The sequence below is a fragment of the Pedobacter sp. AC212 genome, from assembly GCF_979258625.1.
Map to the genome: position 1 here is coordinate 4,222,574 of NZ_OZ409870.1, position 17,804 is coordinate 4,240,377.

Genomic DNA, 17,804 nt, shown 5'->3' on the forward strand with positions numbered 1-17,804 from the left:
ATTATTTATTCCACAAACCTTTTAATAATTCGCAACTTATGGCTGTAAACTCCTAATTCTCTATTAAAAATCCCCTGATCATCAATTGGATCAATTTTAACTTTTGCTGATGAGTGGATAATTTCATTCGGACTCAGCATAATACCAACGTGTGTAATTTTACCCTCAGCATTATCAAAGAAAGCTACATCACCAGGTTTAACTTCCGCTAAAAATCCAACTAATTCGCCTTGTTCTGCTTGCTGTGAGGCATCTCGGTTTAACTTAATATTTAACAGTTTAAAAACAGTTTGTACAAATCCCGAACAATCAAAGCCGAAAAGGTTACGTCCACCCCATAAATAAGGGATATTCTGGAAAAATTTAGCTGTGGATTCGATTTCAGTTTTAAAATCTGTCTTCGACTTATCATGAGGTTCAAAGTTAACCTTGAACTTTTCTTCGCCGGCAAAACAATAGCCATTTGCCAAATACGGGATATTACTCGCCGGACTTAAATGATAAACACTACCATCGGCAGCTGTTAAAACATTATTGAAACTTAAAGGAGCCAATAATTCACAACTATTCATTTCTACAAATTGTGCATGCGAAATTGCAGCCAATTGTCTAAAATCCATCCAGCCTTCGTAGCCATCGTAGCCATTTTTTACCAGCCACCATCTATCATCTTTTCCAATAACCTCTACGTGATCGCCGAATAACAACTGCGAAACTATTTCTGCTCTATCTGATGGTTCAGCCCTTAAAGGAGCTACTGCAATTCTACAAATACCGTATTGATTTTCCATTTAATTCTGCTCGTTGAATTGGAAGTAAAACTAACAATTTACAATCAATGCCTAACATTTTGAATTCAAATTTGTTATTTTTATGATGTTCACATTTAAATCTGCTCGTTATGAATTTTAAGAAGATATTAATTGCTGTAGATAATAGCACTTGTTCGGAAAAAGCTGCAAAAGCAGGATATGACATGGCTGAAAAGTTTGGTGCTGAGGTTGCATTGGTAAACATTATTGAGCCGATCCCTGCCAATGTAAACCCCGATTTAACGCTAGCGCCCGTTTTTTTAGAAACTTACGATAACAGCGAAGAAAACAGCCATATCTTACTGAAAGAGATGGAAACCAAATTCGGTAATGGGATAAAAACAACTTATTTGAGTGTGGTAGATACCGCCGCTCACGGCATTATTCAACAATCTGATGAGTGGGGATCTGATTTAATTGTGATAGGAACCTACGGCAGAACTGGCTTGTATCACTTTTTAATGGGAAGTGTTGCGGAACATGTGGCAAGAAAATCTGCTTGTCCGGTATTAATTATTCCTAATAAATGCGACATTTAGGAAGACACTTTATTATGATTAAATTTTTGCACGTTCCGGTTCTTTTCCTGTTGCTTACGTTCAATAGTTCGTATGCACAACTAAATGAGGTTAAAACTTCCCTATCATCAAAAGAACTTTCTAAAATTGATAGTCTTTTCAAACAATATCTTGATAGCGGATGGATTAAAGGCATCACTGCAAACATTGCTGTTGACGGAAAAACAGTGTATAACAAGGCTTATGGAAATCAGCTGAATCGTCCGTTTAAAACAGATGATATTTTGAGAATTGCCTCGCAAACTAAGGCCATAACCTGTGTAGCAGTGATGATACTTTTTGAAGAGGGAAAATTTACGCTAGATAATCCCATTTCTAAATTTATTCCGGCATTTAAAAATCCGAAAGTGCTTGATAAGTACAATAAAAAAGATGGTAGCTATACCACCGTGCCAGCCAAACGCGAAATAACCATTCGGGATTTACTTACACACACTTCAGGTTTAGGATATGCGCAAATAGGATCGCCAGAGATGAACGCCATATATGCTAAAGCTGGTATTGAGGCTGGCTTTGTGATTAATAAAAAACTTTTGGAAACCGAGATAAATAAATTAGGGAAGCTGCCACTAGCCTTGCAGCCCGGCGAAAAGTGGCAATACAGTCTCGCTATGGATGTTTTAGGGAGATTGGTAGAAGTAACTTCAGGTTTAAGTCTGGATCAATTTTTTAGAGAAAGAATCTTCCGCCCTTTGGAAATGAAAGATACCTACTTTGCGTTGCCCAACGAAAAACAAGAACGATTAGCAACGGTTTACACCGAAGATGAAACTACAAAAACTGTAAAACCTTGGGTAGATGGTGCGTTTCCAGGTGCAACCGTTAATTATCCGATCAATAACAACGGCTATTTTGCTGGCGGTGCCGGTTTGGTTTCTACTTCAAAAGATTACGGTTTATTTCTCCAAATGCTGTTAAATAATGGTGAATTAAATGGAAAAAGAATATTGTCTAAACGAAGTGTAGATTTGATGACCACAAACCAAATTGGCAATATTCCATTTGGCGATAATTATTTTGGTTTAGGTTTTGAAGTGATATCAGATAAAGGAAGTAAAAAACTCGGCCAAAGCGCCGGTTCATATGGCTGGGGAGGCTTTTTTGGATCCAACTTTTGGGTAGATCCGAAAAAGAAAATTGTTGCTCAAATTTATGTTCAACAATGGCCACTTTCTCACGGCAAGTTGAGCGAGCAATTTAAATCGCTTGTTTATCAGGCTACTCGATAATTATTGGCACAAAAAAATCCCGAATTTCATCGGGATTTATATTCATCTTAAACTTTAAATTTTGTGGAAATTTAAAACCTTATAGTCACAATCTTAATTCTCCTGGTGTAACCAGGCTTTTTTCGCAAGTAACTCTTCTTCCGTTTCGCGAATATCCTCATCGTCTACGCAACAATCTACCGGACAAACCGCAGCACATTGTGGCTCATCATGAAAGCCTTTACACTCCGTACATTTATCAGATACAATGTAATAAACTTCATCAGAAACAGCTTCTTGCGAAGAATCAGCTTCGATTTGTTGATTACCAAAATCGATGATACCATTTAGATTTGTACCATCAGAAAAACGCCATGCAGTACCGGCATCGTAAATTGCGTTATTAGGACATTCTGGTTCGCATGCCCCACAATTTATACACTCATCTGTTATTTTAATTGCCATGTTTTCGTCTAATTCTTTTGCTTAGTTTACCTTTGCGATGCAAATATAGCACTTAATCACTTAATAATAATTCTAAATATGTCAGGTTTAACTAAAGAAAAAGTAATAATTGCCTTCAAAAAATTAGGAATAAAGCTTACAAACCCTACTGACATACTAGGAAATGCAATTTACGCTGCAGAAAATAGCAATGCCTGGTTTACCGCAGAAAATATAAAAAAGTCTTTATCCTCATTTGCAGAGATGTTAAATGAAGCTGATGTTGACGAATGGTTCAAAACGATCAGCTTCAGTTCTTCACCAAAAAAGATTGGTTTAATCCTGGCAGGGAACATTCCTATGGTTGGTTTTCACGATGTTTTGAGTGTAATTGCAACAGGAAATATTGCACTAATTAAGCTTTCTTCATCTGATGATAAATTAATTAAAGCTGTTATTGCTGAGTTGATAAACATTGAACCGGCATTGGCAAGTAAAATTGTATATGTAGAACGATTAAAAGACTTCGATTCAGTTATCGCTACTGGAAGTAATAATTCATCGCGGTATTTTGATTATTATTTTGGCAAGGTGCCAAACATCATCAGAAAAAACAGAAATAGCGTTGCTGTAATTAATGGCACTGAGACAAAGGAAGATATCGAAAATCTGGGCAATGATATTTTCGACTACTTTGGTTTAGGCTGTAGAAATGTTTCAAAAATATATCTTCCTAAAGGCTACGATATTGCTAACTTTTATGAAGGCATTGAAAGCTTCCAACCCATTATTAATCATTTTAAATATAATAATAACTACGATTACAATAAATCTATCTATTTGGTAAATGCGGCAAAACATTACGATAATGGATTCCTATTATTAAAACAGGACGAAAGTTTGGCATCGCCTTTGGCTGTTATTTTTTATGAAGAATATGAAAATATTCAAGAAGTAGAAGAAAAATTAAGTTTGCATGCAGATAACATTCAATGTGTAGTTACAAAGGAAAGTTTGACTATTAACACATTCCCATTTGGAGAAAGTCAGCACCCTAAGCTCTGGGATTATGCTGATAATGTAAATACCGTCGAATTTCTGAATACTTTGGCCTAACGCTTTTCTTGTAGGCCTATTTTTCAGTAAATTATTCACATATTCGTTTAACGCTCATTACTAGCCATGCTAAAACCAAATAAAATAATCTTAATTCTGCTTCTATTTCTTAGTGGGATTAAATTATTTGGGCAAGAGTGTACAGGGGCATTGGGCGACCCCGTGATTAACTTCGACTTTGGGCGTGGCTCATCGCTTTTCGGGCCATCGTTAGGAGGCATTACCAACTATAAATTTGTTGCTGGTACTCCCTCCGATGGAGATTATACCATTTCTAAAAACACCTTCGGTATGCTCAATCAAACGAGTGGTTGGCACCAAATTACCAATCATACACCTAACGATCCGGATGGTTATATGATGATTGTTAATGCCTCTACGAACCCGGGTATTTTTTATCAGACTAATTTACCCTCATTATGCTCAGGTACAACATATGAATTTGCCGCCTGGGCAATCAATATTTTAAACTATTCAGGAAAAAAGCCAAATCTTACTTTTCAAATTGAGACCAAAATGGGTCAGATTTTGAAAACCTATATTACTGGCGATATCTTAGATGGCCCTATCCCTCAATGGATTAAATATTCTACTACATTCACAGTAGGAACAGAAACTGATCTTGTGCTTAAAATCATCAACTCTGGTCCGGGTGGTGTTGGAAACGACTTGGCTTTTGATGACATTACTTTTAGAGCATGTGGTCCTGTAATTACTCAGAAGATAGACAATAGCGAAAATGTAAATGCTAATTTATGCGAAGGACAAAGTGCTAATTATCAGTTGGAGGCCAATGTCTCTAATGATGTTTATGTTAACCCAAGATATCAGTGGCAATTGAACACTGGAAGCGGATGGAACGATATCGCAGGTCAAATAGCCACTACATACACAGCCATTTTCAATAATGCAACCTCAGGCATTTATCAATATCGTTTAGTTGCTGCAGAAGCCGACAATATAAATTCAGTAATTTGCAGGGTTGCATCTCAGCCTGTTACGATTAATGTTACCGCCTACCCGATAGCAAAGGCAGAAAATTCAGGCCCTGTTTGTATCGGCGAAACTATCCAGTTAAATGCATCTGGCGGAACGTCCTACAGCTGGAAAGGACCAAATTTTTCTTCAACTGATAAAAACCCAACCATTTCAAACGCCACCAAAGCAATGTCCGGAGATTACGTGGTAACCGTATCCACCAATGGTTGTACAAACACAGCCACAACGTCCGTTTCTGTGCTTGATCAACTATCAGTTTCTACCAACATTACAGAAGCTACCCTTTGCGAGGGAAATTCGGTCGCACTTTTAGCTTCGGGGGGAACAGCCTATAAGTGGACTCCAATAGCTGGACTCTCTGATCCAACCATTCCAAACCCCATTGCCTCTCCCAACGACAACACCGTTTACCGTGTTGAGGTTTCAAACGGCGGATGTGTAGATTATGCCGACATCAGCATTTCGGTAATAAAAAAGGCTGTTGCCGATGCCGGAAAAGATGTAAAAATCCTTACCGGACAGTCAACTAAACTTAACGGAAAGATTACAGGTGATTATGACTATTTTTACTGGACACCAAGTGATTACTTAGACGACCCACTAAGTTTAAGTCCAACAGCAACGCCTCCAACTGATATTACTTACACCTTAACCGCTGTACCTAAGTTTGGTTGCTCAACCGGGAGTGACGATGTATCGATAAAAGTTTATCCAAAAATCGTAATCTCCAATACCTTTTCGCCAAATGGCGATGGAATAAATGATATTTGGGAGATTCCAGCTGCTTACGCCTTTCCGAATCCTGTTGTCAAAATTATTAATAGAAACGGACAATTGGTTTACCAGAGCACCGGCCCTTTTAAACCCTGGGATGGGAAATTGAATGGAAAAGATCTTCCCTCTGCTGTTTATTATTACACCATCTACTTTAATAGTGACTTCCAAACCTTTAGCGGCTGGATCAATCTGATTAGATAAAAAGCCATTCTTGCTTTCGCTTATCGTTTTGAAATGCTATTTTTGAGCACAATGTATATCGTTAAAGTTAAAGGCATCGCCAAAATTCCAGATTACGTACAATTACGAGATGATAAGTTTACCTTATTGGCTTACTTTAGGGTAGATCGGCCAGATAAATCTTTGGAAAAACTGGGTTTGGGCGACAAACAAGAGTACATTATGGAAATGGTTAAAGATTTGCCTTTTGGGCAAATTGCTAAATTAGAAATATAAAATGGCAGGACACGCAGTAATTCATTTAAGCAATGTTGATGTTTTTCAACAGAAACACTTAGTACTCTCAAACGTAAATTTACATATCGAAAAAGATGAATTTATTTTCTTAATCGGTCAAACAGGTTCGGGTAAAAGTAGCTTACTGAAAATTTTATATGGCGATTTACACATTGGCAACGGCGAGGGAAATATTGCTGGTTTCGATTTAAAAAATTTAAAAGAAAGCCAAGTGCCGTTTTTACGCAGAAAATTGGGCGTAGTTTTTCAAGATTTTCAGTTGTTAACGGATAGAACCATAGAAAAGAATCTGGAGTTTGTTTTAAAAGCCACAGGTTGGAATGATCAAAAACTGATTGACGAGCGTATTAAAGATGTTTTGGATAAAGTGGGTTTACGTTCGAAGATCAAGAAAATGCCACACGAAATTTCTGGAGGCGAACAGCAACGTATTGTAATTGCAAGGGCTTTACTTAACGACCCGGAAATTATTTTGGCCGATGAGCCAACTGGAAATTTAGACCCAGAAACTTCAGAAGAAATTGTAACACTTTTAAAGCAAATTAGCCAGGGCGGAACTGCTGTTTTAATGGCTACCCACGATTACCATATTATCCGCACTTTTCCATCCCGTATAATTAAATGCGAAAATGGAGTGGTGCTCGAAGGCGCACAAATAGCCTAATGATTTTAGAGTTTAGATTTACGATTTTTGATCCGGCACCTGCCGTAAGAATTTTATGTTTGGTTATTTCAAAATCAAACCTATTAAAACCGTCGTTTGGAATCACAAACTTAAGTCCATCCATTTTGATTTCTGCCAAATCGTAAATCAAAAATCTACAATCGTATTTCTTCTGTCAATCTGTTCAGATAAAGCCACATAAATCTGACAGCTTGGCTGATTTACGTTTATGGCAAAATAGTTGAGATTATCACAAAAAAATTCAGCCTAGTATTATGTTTAATAAGAAGAAAAATAACGATAAAGAAGAAAATATAATGAATCCTGAAAATTCATCAGAAAATGCTGCTGAGAATGCAGAAAATACTGATGCCACTATAAAAGAAACTGAACAAGCGCCAGAATTATCTGTAGAAGAAAAATTGCAAGCTGAGGTTCAACAACTTAACGATAAATACTTGCGTTTATATGCGGAGTTTGATAATTACAAACGCCGTACTCAAAAAGAACGCGTTGAGTTGCTACAAACTGCTGGTAAAGATGTAATCGTATCATTATTACCTGTTTTGGATGATTTTGATCGGGCATTAAAAGCCATGGAAACTGCTGCTGATGTTGCACCAGTGAAAGAAGGAATTCTATTAGTGAGCACTAAATTGAAAAATACACTATCACAAAAAGGTTTAAAAGATGTAGAAAGCATCAATCAACCATTTGATACAGATTTTCATGAGGCAATTACCAATATTCCTGCACCTACCGAAGATTTAAAGGGAAAAGTGATTGATGAAGTTGAAAAAGGTTATACATTAAATGATAATGTAATTCGCTTCGCTAAAGTTGTAGTTGGAGCGTAAATTAATTATTGAATGTTTGAAGGATTGAATGATTATACATTCTATCACTCGATCATTCAAAATTCAATCATTTTAAAAAGAAGATGAGTAAAAGAGATTATTACGACGTGTTAGGCGTTAGCAAAAGTTCGGCTGCCGACGAGATAAAGAAAGCCTATCGCAAGATGGCCATTAAGTATCACCCAGATAAAAACCCTGGTGATAAAGCTGCTGAAGATAAGTTTAAAGAAGCAGCCGAAGCTTACGAAGTGCTAAGTAGCCCGGAAAAAAAGCAACGCTACGATCAGTTCGGGCATGCGGGTGTTGGTGGTGCCAGTGGCGGTGGTTATGGTGGTGGCGGAATGAACATGGATGACATCTTCAGTAATTTTGGAGATGTTTTTGGTGGTCATAATCCTTTCGAAAGCTTTTTTGGCGGTGGTGGCGGTGGCCAGCAACGTGGCCGCAGGGTAGCTAAAGGCTCTAACCTGCGTATTAAAGTTAAGTTAACACTTGAAGAGATTGCCCATGGTGCAGAGAAAAAAATCAAGGTTAACAAATTAATTGTTTGTAAAACTTGTGATGGCTCTGGAGCAAAAGACAAATCATCCGTAAGTACTTGCGGTACTTGTGGAGGTAGCGGACAAGTGCGTAGGGTAACCAATACCATTTTGGGCCAAATGCAAACCGCTTCTACCTGCCCTACTTGTAATGGTAGCGGTCAACAAATTACTGCAAAATGTAATGTTTGCCATGGCGATGGCGTTGTACGTGGCGAAGAAACCATCACCATCAACATTCCTGCGGGTGTAAGCGAAGGCATGCAGTTAAGCATGAGTGGAAAAGGTAATGCAGCACCAAATGGCGGTATCCCTGGAGATTTGATTATTTTAATTGAAGAAATTCCTCACGAAACATTAAAACGCGAAGGTAATAACATAGTTTACGATTTACATTTAAGTTTTGTTGATGCTGCTTTGGGCATGAGCCTTGAAGTGCCAACAATTGATGGAAAAGCGAAAATTAAAATCGAACCTGGAACGCAGAGCGGAAAATTGTTACGCTTAAAAGGAAAAGGTTTACCAGAAGTAAACTCTTACCACAGAGGCGACGAAATTATTCACATCAACATTTGGACACCTAAAGCTTTAAGTAGCGACGAACGCAGTGCACTTGAGAAATTACGTGAATCTCCAAATTTTAAGCCGCAACCAGGTAAAAACGATAAAAGTTTCTTCGAAAGAATGAAAGAATATTTTGAGTAATTAATTATCGATAGAACATAAAAAAAACCGATGGCTCTCGCTATCGGTTTTTTCATTTTCAGGCACTCCAACTAGTCAACAAAACTGTTGTAACTAGTGCGCATATATTCGTGCTTTCTAATTAAATTTTCTGTATCATTTTCTGTTATTTTACCAGATGTTGCAGCATCCCTCATCACCTTTTTGGTTTCTATTAAAAACTCTTTAAAGCTTTCGTTAAAACGCCTGAAAGAATCATCCTTACCTGGATACTTAGCTGCATTTGGAGCATCCATTTCTGTATGTTTTTTGTTTTGTGCTTCCAATGCGGTGTACGCAGTCTTTATTTTAGCTTCATCAGCTTTATAATTTTTCGTTTCCAAAATTAGTTTATTAAAATCAGCTACCGCTTTACGGTCATCTTTCATCGCAAAAATATATTCTTTAAGGGGATGCGTTTTCAAAATAATTCGTTCTGCATCATCACCAATTACTTCTAATTTCGTTAATAATTGATCATCATATTTGTAATAAGTTTTACTCATTGCATAAATGGAATCAACAAGCGCTTTGCCTTTTATACCTTTATCATCTTTGAAATCTTCGGCTTTAATATAATCGTCAAGCGACTTATACGTATTTTTCATTTTTTCAAATGATTCATTTAGTGCCAATACATTATCCTTAAAAAACTTCTGATCTTCACCGCTTAAAACTTTTGGTGGAGTTTCAGGTTTCATGGTTGATTTGCTAAAATGCGGAACGGAAAAAGGTGTTATAATACCTATAAACGCATATTGATTATTAGGTTGTTCCAGTCCTCTGGCAATGCGCTGCACATTGCTCTCCATGCTTTTCAAATAGGTATTGTTTTTATCTGTGTAGGCAACTAAAACGTTGTTATATTCTACTATTTGATTGGCCTCATCATTACTGGCCTCGGCATATTCGGTTTTAGCATTTCCATCTTTTTTATCGCCGCCTTTACATGCAGAGAATGAAATCGCTGTTGCGACAATTAATAGTTTGATAGGTAGTTTCATCTTTAGCTTTTGGTTATATCTGATTTATTAATTAAATGGCAGTTGTTTTTAAATAAATGCTTAACAATAATAGCTTCGGGATGTTTGTTGAAACAAATGCTTTGTTTGAGGGATGACTAATCAAAACTAAATTTTATTCGCCTTTAAACGAAATTTATTTTCACTTTAAAATTATTTTTACTAATTATTTTAGTAATTTTAATTATGAAAAATTTGTTTTTGGTATGTTTGATCCCTCCGAAAGACATTGTGGACGATATTGATAATTTGAGAAATTTTATATCTGAAAAGTTTAAAGTTTTCGAATCTCTTAAACGCCCTGTACACCTTACTTTATATGATCCGGTTAAGATAACCTCACTTTCGCAAGAGGATTTTTTTTTCAGCGCACTAAATAATGCTGCCTATTCCGAGTCGTTTGAGCAAATTTTATTGAATTTCAATTCCTTTCCAGAGCATACATTTTACATAGATGCACAACAAAATCAAGGCATTATGAATTTGAAGAAACAAATAGATGAAGAACTTAAGCCGATGAAATTAATTGAAAAAAATAGGCCGAAATTTAATCCACACGTAACATTAGCCTTTCGAGACCTAAAGCCAGAAGTTTGCCGGGAACTTATTACTGAGTTTAAGGATCGTAAGTTTAAAAGGAAATTTTTAGTTTCAGCCTTTTCAGTTTATAAACATGATGGCAAAAGATGGCAGGCCTTTAAAGAAATTCCATTTAAATCTCCATCAGAAAAGCCGAAACCACTAACACTTTTTGGTTGATTAAAAAGGCATACCGATACCAAAATTATACTGAACAAATCGATAGGTATCTGGAGCATGCGTTAAGTTATATTGTTCTTTAAACGCTTTTGATCCCGAAAACATTTTGCCGATTACCCATTGATCGCTACTCCCAAATTGTGGATCTTTTAATTTCAAACCTACATCAAACCTGAAAACAAAATACTGAACATCGTAACGCAAACCAAAACCAGTACCGATAGCCACTTGTTTAGCCAGTCTACTCAATTTAAAAACGGTTAGTTCATCTAATTCGGTAACCTGCTGACTGATTGATTCCCCTAAACGAACATTCCAGATATTACCAGCATCTAGAAATGCTGCTCCTCTTAAGGTTGCTCCAAAAAACTTTTTTGCCAGTGTAAAACGATATTCAAAATTGGTTTCAAGGCGCATTGTTCCCAATTGATCTAAGCCAAATAACGCCTTTCTTAATGTCTCTGAACCAATAACTTCCCTGTTGTAATTACCTGGTCCAACAGTTCTAGCCTGCCAAGCCCTTAAACCACTAGATCCACCGGCAAAAAACTGTTTCTCAAACGGAATACCTGTTAAAATAGAATTCCCGTAAGAGTAGGCAATTCCAGTATTTAGGCGAGCAATAAACTGCCTTTCTCCTCCCAAATGTTTATACCATCTTAAATCTACCTCTGGCCTAACATATTGGTTAAAAGGCAGACCGAGAATACGTGCAGGATTGTCATTGGCCGGATCGCTATCCGATCCGCCAAGCTTGGAAATGCCTTGCAAAAGGTTTCCAGCAATATCAATATTTGCCCTTAAATAAAAGAATGTTCGCAATTGATTTAACTTATCTGCATTTAAGGTATAACTGTACTTCATCCCTAAAGTTAAATCCTGACGCCTTAACAATGTTGCATAATAAAGGTTATTTGCCACTTCATTTACATCCAAACTATCACTTAAATTACCAAAACGATATTCGAAATTTAAAGGCGTAAAGGAATGCAGCTTTGATTTTGTTTCAAACCAATCGTAGGTGATCGAGTTGATAAAAATATTTCGAACGGAGACATCTTTCTGCAAGGCATAAATATAACTGGACGAAAATGTAGTATGCGGCATACCATTTCCTCCCAATACCGGATTGTAAAACGGAATAATTAGGCGTGGAACGGTAATACTTGCACTAACCGAGAAATCGCGTTGATAAATATCTCTAAATGGAGATGTTCCATTGCCTATCCGAGATTGTAACCCACCTTTTACCTGAAACTCAAATCGCTCTGCGCCCCTAAATAAATTGTTGTTGGTATAAGTATTACTGATATTAATGCCCACTGTACCACCATTAAAAGGCACTTCACCCTCTATCCTATTGCTCATCACCTTTTGGGGCGTAACCATGATAATTGGATTTATTTTATTGCCCGTGCTATCGCGATTGAAATAATCAATTTTAACATTTTTGAAAATATTCAATTCGTACAAACGATCGTAGGTTAAATTTTCATTTCTAATATCGTAGAGTTCGCCCTGTTTTAAGAAATCATAGCGAAGAATAGGGTTTTTCCTATATCTTTTCGATAAATCGGTAAATGAAACACCGCCAGCGGTATCTCTGTTTACATAATTACGCAACGAATCTGGAAAACCATCCGGACTAGGTGCAATAATCATATAGGTTGTGCCGATTTTGTACTGTTTGTGCGGCCCCGTCGCCGGGTTGGTAATATTTAAACGCAAATTTACTTTTTGCGGCTGTTCGGTTTCAATCACATCGAAATTTACATAAGGACGTAAGAAATAGAAGTAGCCATTTTCTTTCATCACCCGGTAAATCTGTTCACGCTCATACGTTAACGAATCTACATCATAGCGCATACCTGGATGTAAACGCGTAAAACTCGATTTATTTCTATCATAAACATCCTTAACTGATTTACTAAAGATGGAGTCGCTCAGTTTTGCTACATACGATGCCTTACCCTGGTTTGCCTTAAAATCAATTTCTGCTTTCTTATTTTCTACTTTAATTTCAGCGGCAACCTTTGCATCGAAATAACCTTTACCCGTTAAAAATTTCTGAATCTGATTTCTTGATATTTCTACCAGTGCACTATCCAAAATTGCCGGAGGCGTACCAAAAGGTTTGATGTTATTGGTTTTATAACGGCCATCTTTAGTATTAAACAAATTGTATAACGGTACGTTTATGCTAAAAGCCGATGGCGGACGAATATCTTTTTGAACATAATTATAAGCCTGCTCCTCAAATTGCGCATCTACACTATCAATTGTAACCTTTTTCACAATTGATTGATAATCGGGAATATACTTTGTAGAAGAACAGCTCTGAATTAAAACAATAATAAATAGTAATATTGCAGTGCTTTTCAGTTTTATATTTATCAAGTATTGGTATGCTTTCAAAGTCTCAAATTAGTTTTATAAAGTCATTGCATCAAAAAAAATATCGTAAAGAGCACGGTTTATTTTTGGTTGAAGGCATAAAATCGATTCAAGAATTTACCCATTCGAGCTACCAAATCCACAGCATATTTTACAACAGCGAACAATCCAATTTGTTACCCAAATTGCCTGCAAATATAAACTTATTTGAAGTAAACAACGTTGAATTAGGTAAGATTAGTACTTTGCAAACGCCACAAGGTTTTTTGGCGATTTTACATATGCCGAAAGACCGAAAAATAAATCCAAAATCGTTGCAAAATCAATTTACATTGATGTTGGATGGTGTTCAAGACCCAGGCAATATGGGCACCATTATTAGAACAGCAGATTGGTTCGGCTTTGATAAGATTATCTGCTCTGAAGATACCGTAGAGGCTTATAACCCTAAAACTGTACAAGCCACGATGGGCTCTTTGGCCCGGGTTGAAATTTATTACGAACACCTACCATTATTTTTAGAATCCAACAATTTGCCAGTTTTTGGTGCGTTGCTGGATGGCGAATCTATTTACAAAACCAATTGGGGCAACGAAGGCTTAATTGTGTTAGGCAATGAAGGGAAAGGAATTTCTAGTGAGGTGATTAGTAAAATAAATAAGCCAGTAACCATACCGCGAATTGGAGCAGCCGAATCTTTAAATGTAGCAGTAAGTGCAGCAATTTTTTGCGCTGAATTAGTGCGGGTTAAAAATTAGACTGATAATAATTAAGATATTATTTGCGCACTAATTAATAATTGCTATTTTTGCAACCTTGAATTTCAAGGTCGAGTGGCCGAGTGGCTAGGCAGAGGTCTGCAAAACCTTCTACAGCGGTTCGAATCCGCTCTCGACCTCCATTTGTACAAATAAAATAATTAAAAGGTTATTACCATGGCAGTTACCAGATTAAAAAGAAAAGACAGAAGGAATAAAAATACAGCTCACCAAGAGGTAGCATTTTTAAAAAGAGCAACTAACATTGAGTTAGGAAGTCGCTCTGCTCAACCTAAAAACGATCAATTAGCTAAAAACAACGCTGTTTTAGCTGGTTTAGCAAAATAGTTTTTAGCGAGTTTTCTCGAAAACATTTAAAGCATCCTTCTGATCAAAGGATGCTTTTTTTATGCACTATAAATTTTGTTAAAAATCAAGTGGGCTTTGAACCCTCTGCTTTGCAACATCGGTAATGTGGGTATAAATTTGCGTCGTATTTAAACTATTATGACCGAGAAGTTGTTGGATATATCTAATATCCGTTCCATTTTCTAACAAATGCGTAGCGAAACTATGGCGTAAAATGTGTGGAGAAACTTTCTTTGTAATTTTTGCTTTTGCTGCAGCTTCTTTCAAAACTATTTGCACACTTCGAGGCGAATATTGTAAACCAGATTGCCCTTCGAATAAATACAGCTTTGGGCGACATAATTTGAAATAATCCCTCAACAATGGCAGCACAGTTTGTGGCAGCATCACCTGCCGATCTTTCTTACCCTTTGCCTGATAGATATTAATTACCCCATTTTTTGAATCAATATTATTGATTTCTAAATTAATTAATTCGCTCAATCTTAAGCCACAACCATATAATAAACTTAAAATCGCCTTATGTTTCAGATTCTCAACTACGCCAAGTATTTTCTTCACTTCATCTTTATTGAGGTACTTGGGTAATTTTTGTTCAGTTCTTTTAGGAAACAGGTAATCTATTTTCAGAGATCGCTCAAAAACCATTTTGTAGAATAACTTTAAACTCCCAATTAAATGTTTTTGATAAGCCGCCGAAATATTCTTTTCTGTAATCGTTTTGTACAAATACTTTTCAATTATGTTTTCATCGACGTTCTCTACACCGATTTGGCTATTTTCTTTAAAAAAAACAGACAAGGCCGCACGGTAAGATTTGATAGTAGAAGCGCCATACCTGGCAATTTCCATTTTTTGCTTGAAAATTTCTGAATATTTCATATTAGGCTATAAGTGCGTAACATTCGTAAATCCAAAAAATATGATTTCAAACAATAGGGCTAATACATTGAAGATAAACAAAATGCAAGCTAGAAAAAATTTTTAGTAATCTTATTTGCGAATGTTATTTAATGCGGCTTTGCGAAATGCGTAAATTTAGATGTTGTGTGCTATTTTATTCCGACCATTATGTAAACGCAATAGAAAAAAATGAAATTAGTAGACGGCAATACAATAATTTATAGAAACACGCCAATGTTTGGTTATTTTCTATTTTGGACATTGACGTTCTTTTGTTTATTCGTCGGCTCAACACTTTGGGCAACTATGATATGGGTAGAAAGCTATTATTATATTCATACAGAGGACATTTTTTTTAGTGTGGGTCTTGCTTTTTTAGGACTCATATTTCTGATAGGAACATATAAATGCACAAAAAATTTAGTTTATATTTATAAAGAGAAGCCAATATTTACCCTTAATAAAATTGGAATAAAGTATTATGTCGACCGATTGATCAATTGGACTGAAATCGAGAAAATTATTTTGCAAAAAGACTTTGATGTAAAATATTTGACAATCTGTTCAATTGACAAGACACAAATAAGTTATCAATTGGATGCTACACAAACTACAGAGTTTAACAATCTACAGAATTTTAAAACTTGTTTAAATAAATTCCCAGTGAAGGTTGAAATTGATGAGTGAGGATGATAAAAACAGCACACAACAGGGTTTTGCGTCAGGCGGGCTGAAGTGCAAAATTCAATAGCAGTTTTTCAATTAAACATCAGTAATAAAACCAGTATTTGTGCTTCGATTTCCCGCCCGAACGCAAAGCCCCGAAACGTTGGCGGTAATTTTATAGAACGACACCACAGAACTAAAACGACAAAATATGGACATTAAAGAATTTAAGGAAAATTGGGGTCTGACAGCAATTCCAACTGAATTAGAGAAACTAATTTACTTTCAGACAAATATCTCTTCTTTTGAAAATTACTCACAAGGTTTTGGAGTATTAATTGACAACAAAACTGGTCTTGAAAGTTGGAGTGAAGACGTATCATTTTTAGAAAAATTATTTCCTTTTGCACAAGCAAATGGTTCGGGTTCTTTTTATGCAATTTGGAATGACGGAACGACTAAACCTATCAACGAAATGCCGATTGTAGTGTTTGGAGATGAAGGCGGTGTGCATATTATAGCTAAAAATATTTTGGAACTTCTTCATTTAATAACATTTGACACAGAAATTTCAGTTGATTTTGAAGAAATCTATTTTTATAAAGACGAAGACGATTATGAAGAAAGCGAAGATTTGAATGAATTTTTAATGTGGCTAAAAGGAGATTATGGTTTAGACCAAATTAAAGAGCCTTCTGAAATTATTGGCTCTGCACAAGAAAAATATAAAGAAGCGTTTGACAAATGGTTTGGACAATATTTTGACGCTGAATAAACAAAAACTACCGCCAATAAGGGTTTTGCAATAGTGGGGCGAAACTGTCACAAAGTGATGCCTTTGGCCCAAGTTCAACAGTTGTTCTTCAGTCCAACTTTTGTACAAAATTGAAGATTTCCCGATGTAAAATCGGGACAAGTAGTGCTTCTATTGCCCCACCATCGCAAAGCCCCGAAACGTTGCCTGCCATTTTACAGAACCACCAAACACAACAAGAAATGAAAATAGAACTTTACCCAACTTTTGACAGCGTTTTTACTGACGGACAATTAAAAGGAATATTTTATCCTTTATGTGGAATCGAACTGAATGACGAAAAAAACACAAAACTATTTTTCGTTTCATCAAATGGAATTTGGACAAACGAAAGTAATTCGACCGAAAATAATAACAATACTTACACGAAATTTAACCTTGTAGAAAATAAATATCAATTCAATGGAAATATCAAACTATACAACGGACACGAAACCGCAAAACAAATTTTTCAAATATTAGAAACTGACTTTGAAGAAAATGGAAAAAAATATTTGGACAATAAGACTAAAACAGAGGAATATATAAATCAAGCTAAATTAAAAATTTCAATTCCAGAAAGTACCGAATTTAATTTTGATTATTACATTCAAACATTTTATGAATTTTCAATTAACAAACTAAACTTTCAATTGACAAATGAATTTGGGGCATTTAGAGAAATAATTGATGATTGGGGAAAATCAGAAAAGAAATCACCTATCGTTTATGAAATTTCATCTGACAATAATTCAAGTTTTGCTGACATCGAAATAAACGCTGAATATTTGTTTCCTAAAAGTATCAACCTAACTGACTATGAAAAAATAGGACAAGTTATCGGTTTTGAATTTTTTACAGACGGAAATGACAGTATTCTACTTTATAACAAAAATGACAAAATAGTTTTGAGTATTAACAGCTATTCATAAGAAAAAAACGGCAG

General features: G+C 35.9%; 19 protein-coding genes and 1 tRNA gene. 15 read left to right on the forward strand and 5 right to left on the reverse strand.

Translation table 11 applies throughout. The annotated features are described in order from the left end of the window. Positions 1–5 precede the first annotated feature (5 nt). Positions 6–791 (reverse strand): C40 family peptidase, encoded by a 786-nt coding sequence (locus ACZZZC_RS17980; RefSeq protein WP_463487809.1) that lies wholly within the window; start codon positions 789–791, stop codon positions 6–8. 110 nt (positions 792–901) lie between these two features. On the opposite strand from ACZZZC_RS17980, the gene ACZZZC_RS17985 reads away from it, so the two are divergent. Together ACZZZC_RS17985 and ACZZZC_RS17990 are read left to right on the forward strand one after the other, a co-directional pair. Continuing rightward, entirely contained in the window at positions 902–1,351 is a 450-nt protein-coding gene (locus tag ACZZZC_RS17985; protein ID WP_265797912.1) for a universal stress protein, read from the forward strand. A 14-nt stretch (positions 1,352–1,365) separates the two neighbouring features. Beyond that, a complete protein-coding gene (locus ACZZZC_RS17990) occupies positions 1,366–2,619 on the forward strand; it encodes a serine hydrolase domain-containing protein (protein WP_463487810.1) in 1,254 nt (417 codons plus the stop codon). Between the two features lie 93 nt (positions 2,620–2,712). Here ACZZZC_RS17990 and ACZZZC_RS17995 read toward each other — a convergent pair whose 3' ends face one another. Further along, on the reverse strand, positions 2,713–3,063 hold the full coding sequence (locus ACZZZC_RS17995; protein ID WP_056849573.1) for a 4Fe-4S dicluster domain-containing protein: 351 nt from the start codon (positions 3,061–3,063) through the stop codon (positions 2,713–2,715). 78 nt (positions 3,064–3,141) lie between these two features. On the opposite strand from ACZZZC_RS17995, the gene ACZZZC_RS18000 reads away from it, so the two are divergent. The 6 genes from ACZZZC_RS18000 to dnaJ all read left to right on the forward strand — a co-directional run bounded on the left by ACZZZC_RS18000 (position 3,142) and on the right by dnaJ (position 9,176). Beyond that, entirely contained in the window at positions 3,142–4,158 is a 1,017-nt protein-coding gene (locus ACZZZC_RS18000) for an acyl-CoA reductase (protein WP_463483419.1), read from the forward strand. 66 nt (positions 4,159–4,224) lie between these two features. Then, positions 4,225–6,135, forward strand: a complete 1,911-nt coding sequence (locus ACZZZC_RS18005) for a gliding motility-associated C-terminal domain-containing protein (protein ID WP_463483420.1) — start codon at positions 4,225–4,227, stop codon at positions 6,133–6,135. A 51-nt stretch (positions 6,136–6,186) separates the two neighbouring features. Beyond that, positions 6,187–6,390 carry a hypothetical protein gene (locus ACZZZC_RS18010; RefSeq protein ID WP_057932355.1) on the forward strand — a complete coding sequence of 68 codons (204 nt, stop codon included), beginning with the start codon at positions 6,187–6,189 and terminating at the stop codon, positions 6,388–6,390. 1 nt (position 6,391) lies between these two features. After that, the gene (locus ACZZZC_RS18015) at positions 6,392–7,075 is read left to right on the forward strand and encodes a cell division ATP-binding protein FtsE (protein WP_056849569.1); all 684 of its coding nucleotides are present in this window, start codon (positions 6,392–6,394) and stop codon (positions 7,073–7,075) included. A 275-nt stretch (positions 7,076–7,350) separates the two neighbouring features. After that, positions 7,351–7,932, forward strand: a complete 582-nt coding sequence (locus ACZZZC_RS18020) for a nucleotide exchange factor GrpE (RefSeq protein ID WP_056849568.1) — start codon at positions 7,351–7,353, stop codon at positions 7,930–7,932. Positions 7,933–8,015: 83 nt separating this feature from the next. Further along, positions 8,016–9,176, forward strand: coding sequence for a molecular chaperone DnaJ (gene dnaJ, locus ACZZZC_RS18025; RefSeq protein WP_463483421.1), 1,161 nt, complete (start codon positions 8,016–8,018; stop codon positions 9,174–9,176). A 71-nt stretch (positions 9,177–9,247) separates the two neighbouring features. Here dnaJ and ACZZZC_RS18030 read toward each other — a convergent pair whose 3' ends face one another. Then, positions 9,248–10,198, reverse strand: a complete 951-nt coding sequence (locus ACZZZC_RS18030; RefSeq protein WP_463483422.1) for a DUF3829 domain-containing protein — start codon at positions 10,196–10,198, stop codon at positions 9,248–9,250. Between the two features lie 204 nt (positions 10,199–10,402). Between ACZZZC_RS18030 and ACZZZC_RS18035 the strand changes: the two genes are divergently transcribed. Beyond that, positions 10,403–10,975: a 2'-5' RNA ligase family protein gene (locus ACZZZC_RS18035; protein ID WP_463483423.1), complete on the forward strand. Its 573-nt coding sequence runs from the start codon at positions 10,403–10,405 to the stop codon at positions 10,973–10,975. On the opposite strand, the gene tamL is transcribed toward ACZZZC_RS18035, so the two are convergent. Beyond that, on the reverse strand, positions 10,976–13,390 hold the full coding sequence (gene tamL / locus ACZZZC_RS18040) for a translocation and assembly module lipoprotein TamL (RefSeq protein WP_463483424.1): 2,415 nt from the start codon (positions 13,388–13,390) through the stop codon (positions 10,976–10,978). On the opposite strand from tamL, the gene ACZZZC_RS18045 reads away from it, so the two are divergent. The 3 genes from ACZZZC_RS18045 to ACZZZC_RS18055 all read left to right on the forward strand — a co-directional run bounded on the left by ACZZZC_RS18045 (position 13,381) and on the right by ACZZZC_RS18055 (position 14,475). Continuing rightward, positions 13,381–14,127: a TrmH family RNA methyltransferase gene (locus tag ACZZZC_RS18045; protein ID WP_463483425.1), complete on the forward strand. Its 747-nt coding sequence runs from the start codon at positions 13,381–13,383 to the stop codon at positions 14,125–14,127. The two genes, tamL and ACZZZC_RS18045, sit on opposite strands and share 10 nt — an antisense overlap. Before the next feature lie 69 nt (positions 14,128–14,196). Next, positions 14,197–14,270 (forward strand) — tRNA-Cys (locus tag ACZZZC_RS18050). Positions 14,271–14,304: 34 nt separating this feature from the next. Further along, positions 14,305–14,475 carry a hypothetical protein gene (locus tag ACZZZC_RS18055; protein ID WP_010602219.1) on the forward strand — a complete coding sequence of 57 codons (171 nt, stop codon included), beginning with the start codon at positions 14,305–14,307 and terminating at the stop codon, positions 14,473–14,475. Positions 14,476–14,553: 78 nt separating this feature from the next. Here ACZZZC_RS18055 and xerA read toward each other — a convergent pair whose 3' ends face one another. Continuing rightward, on the reverse strand, positions 14,554–15,378 hold the full coding sequence (gene xerA, locus ACZZZC_RS18060) for a site-specific tyrosine recombinase/integron integrase (protein ID WP_463483426.1): 825 nt from the start codon (positions 15,376–15,378) through the stop codon (positions 14,554–14,556). Positions 15,379–15,588: 210 nt separating this feature from the next. Here xerA and ACZZZC_RS18065 point away from each other — a divergent pair, with 210 nt between their 5' ends. The 3 genes from ACZZZC_RS18065 (at position 15,589) to ACZZZC_RS18075 (ending at position 17,790) form a co-directional block, all read left to right on the forward strand. Then, entirely contained in the window at positions 15,589–16,086 is a 498-nt protein-coding gene (locus tag ACZZZC_RS18065) for a hypothetical protein (protein WP_463483427.1), read from the forward strand. 190 nt (positions 16,087–16,276) lie between these two features. Beyond that, positions 16,277–16,840, forward strand: a complete 564-nt coding sequence (locus tag ACZZZC_RS18070) for a hypothetical protein (RefSeq protein ID WP_463483428.1) — start codon at positions 16,277–16,279, stop codon at positions 16,838–16,840. 221 nt (positions 16,841–17,061) lie between these two features. Beyond that, on the forward strand, positions 17,062–17,790 hold the full coding sequence (locus ACZZZC_RS18075) for a hypothetical protein (RefSeq protein WP_463487811.1): 729 nt from the start codon (positions 17,062–17,064) through the stop codon (positions 17,788–17,790). Positions 17,791–17,804 lie beyond the last annotated feature (14 nt).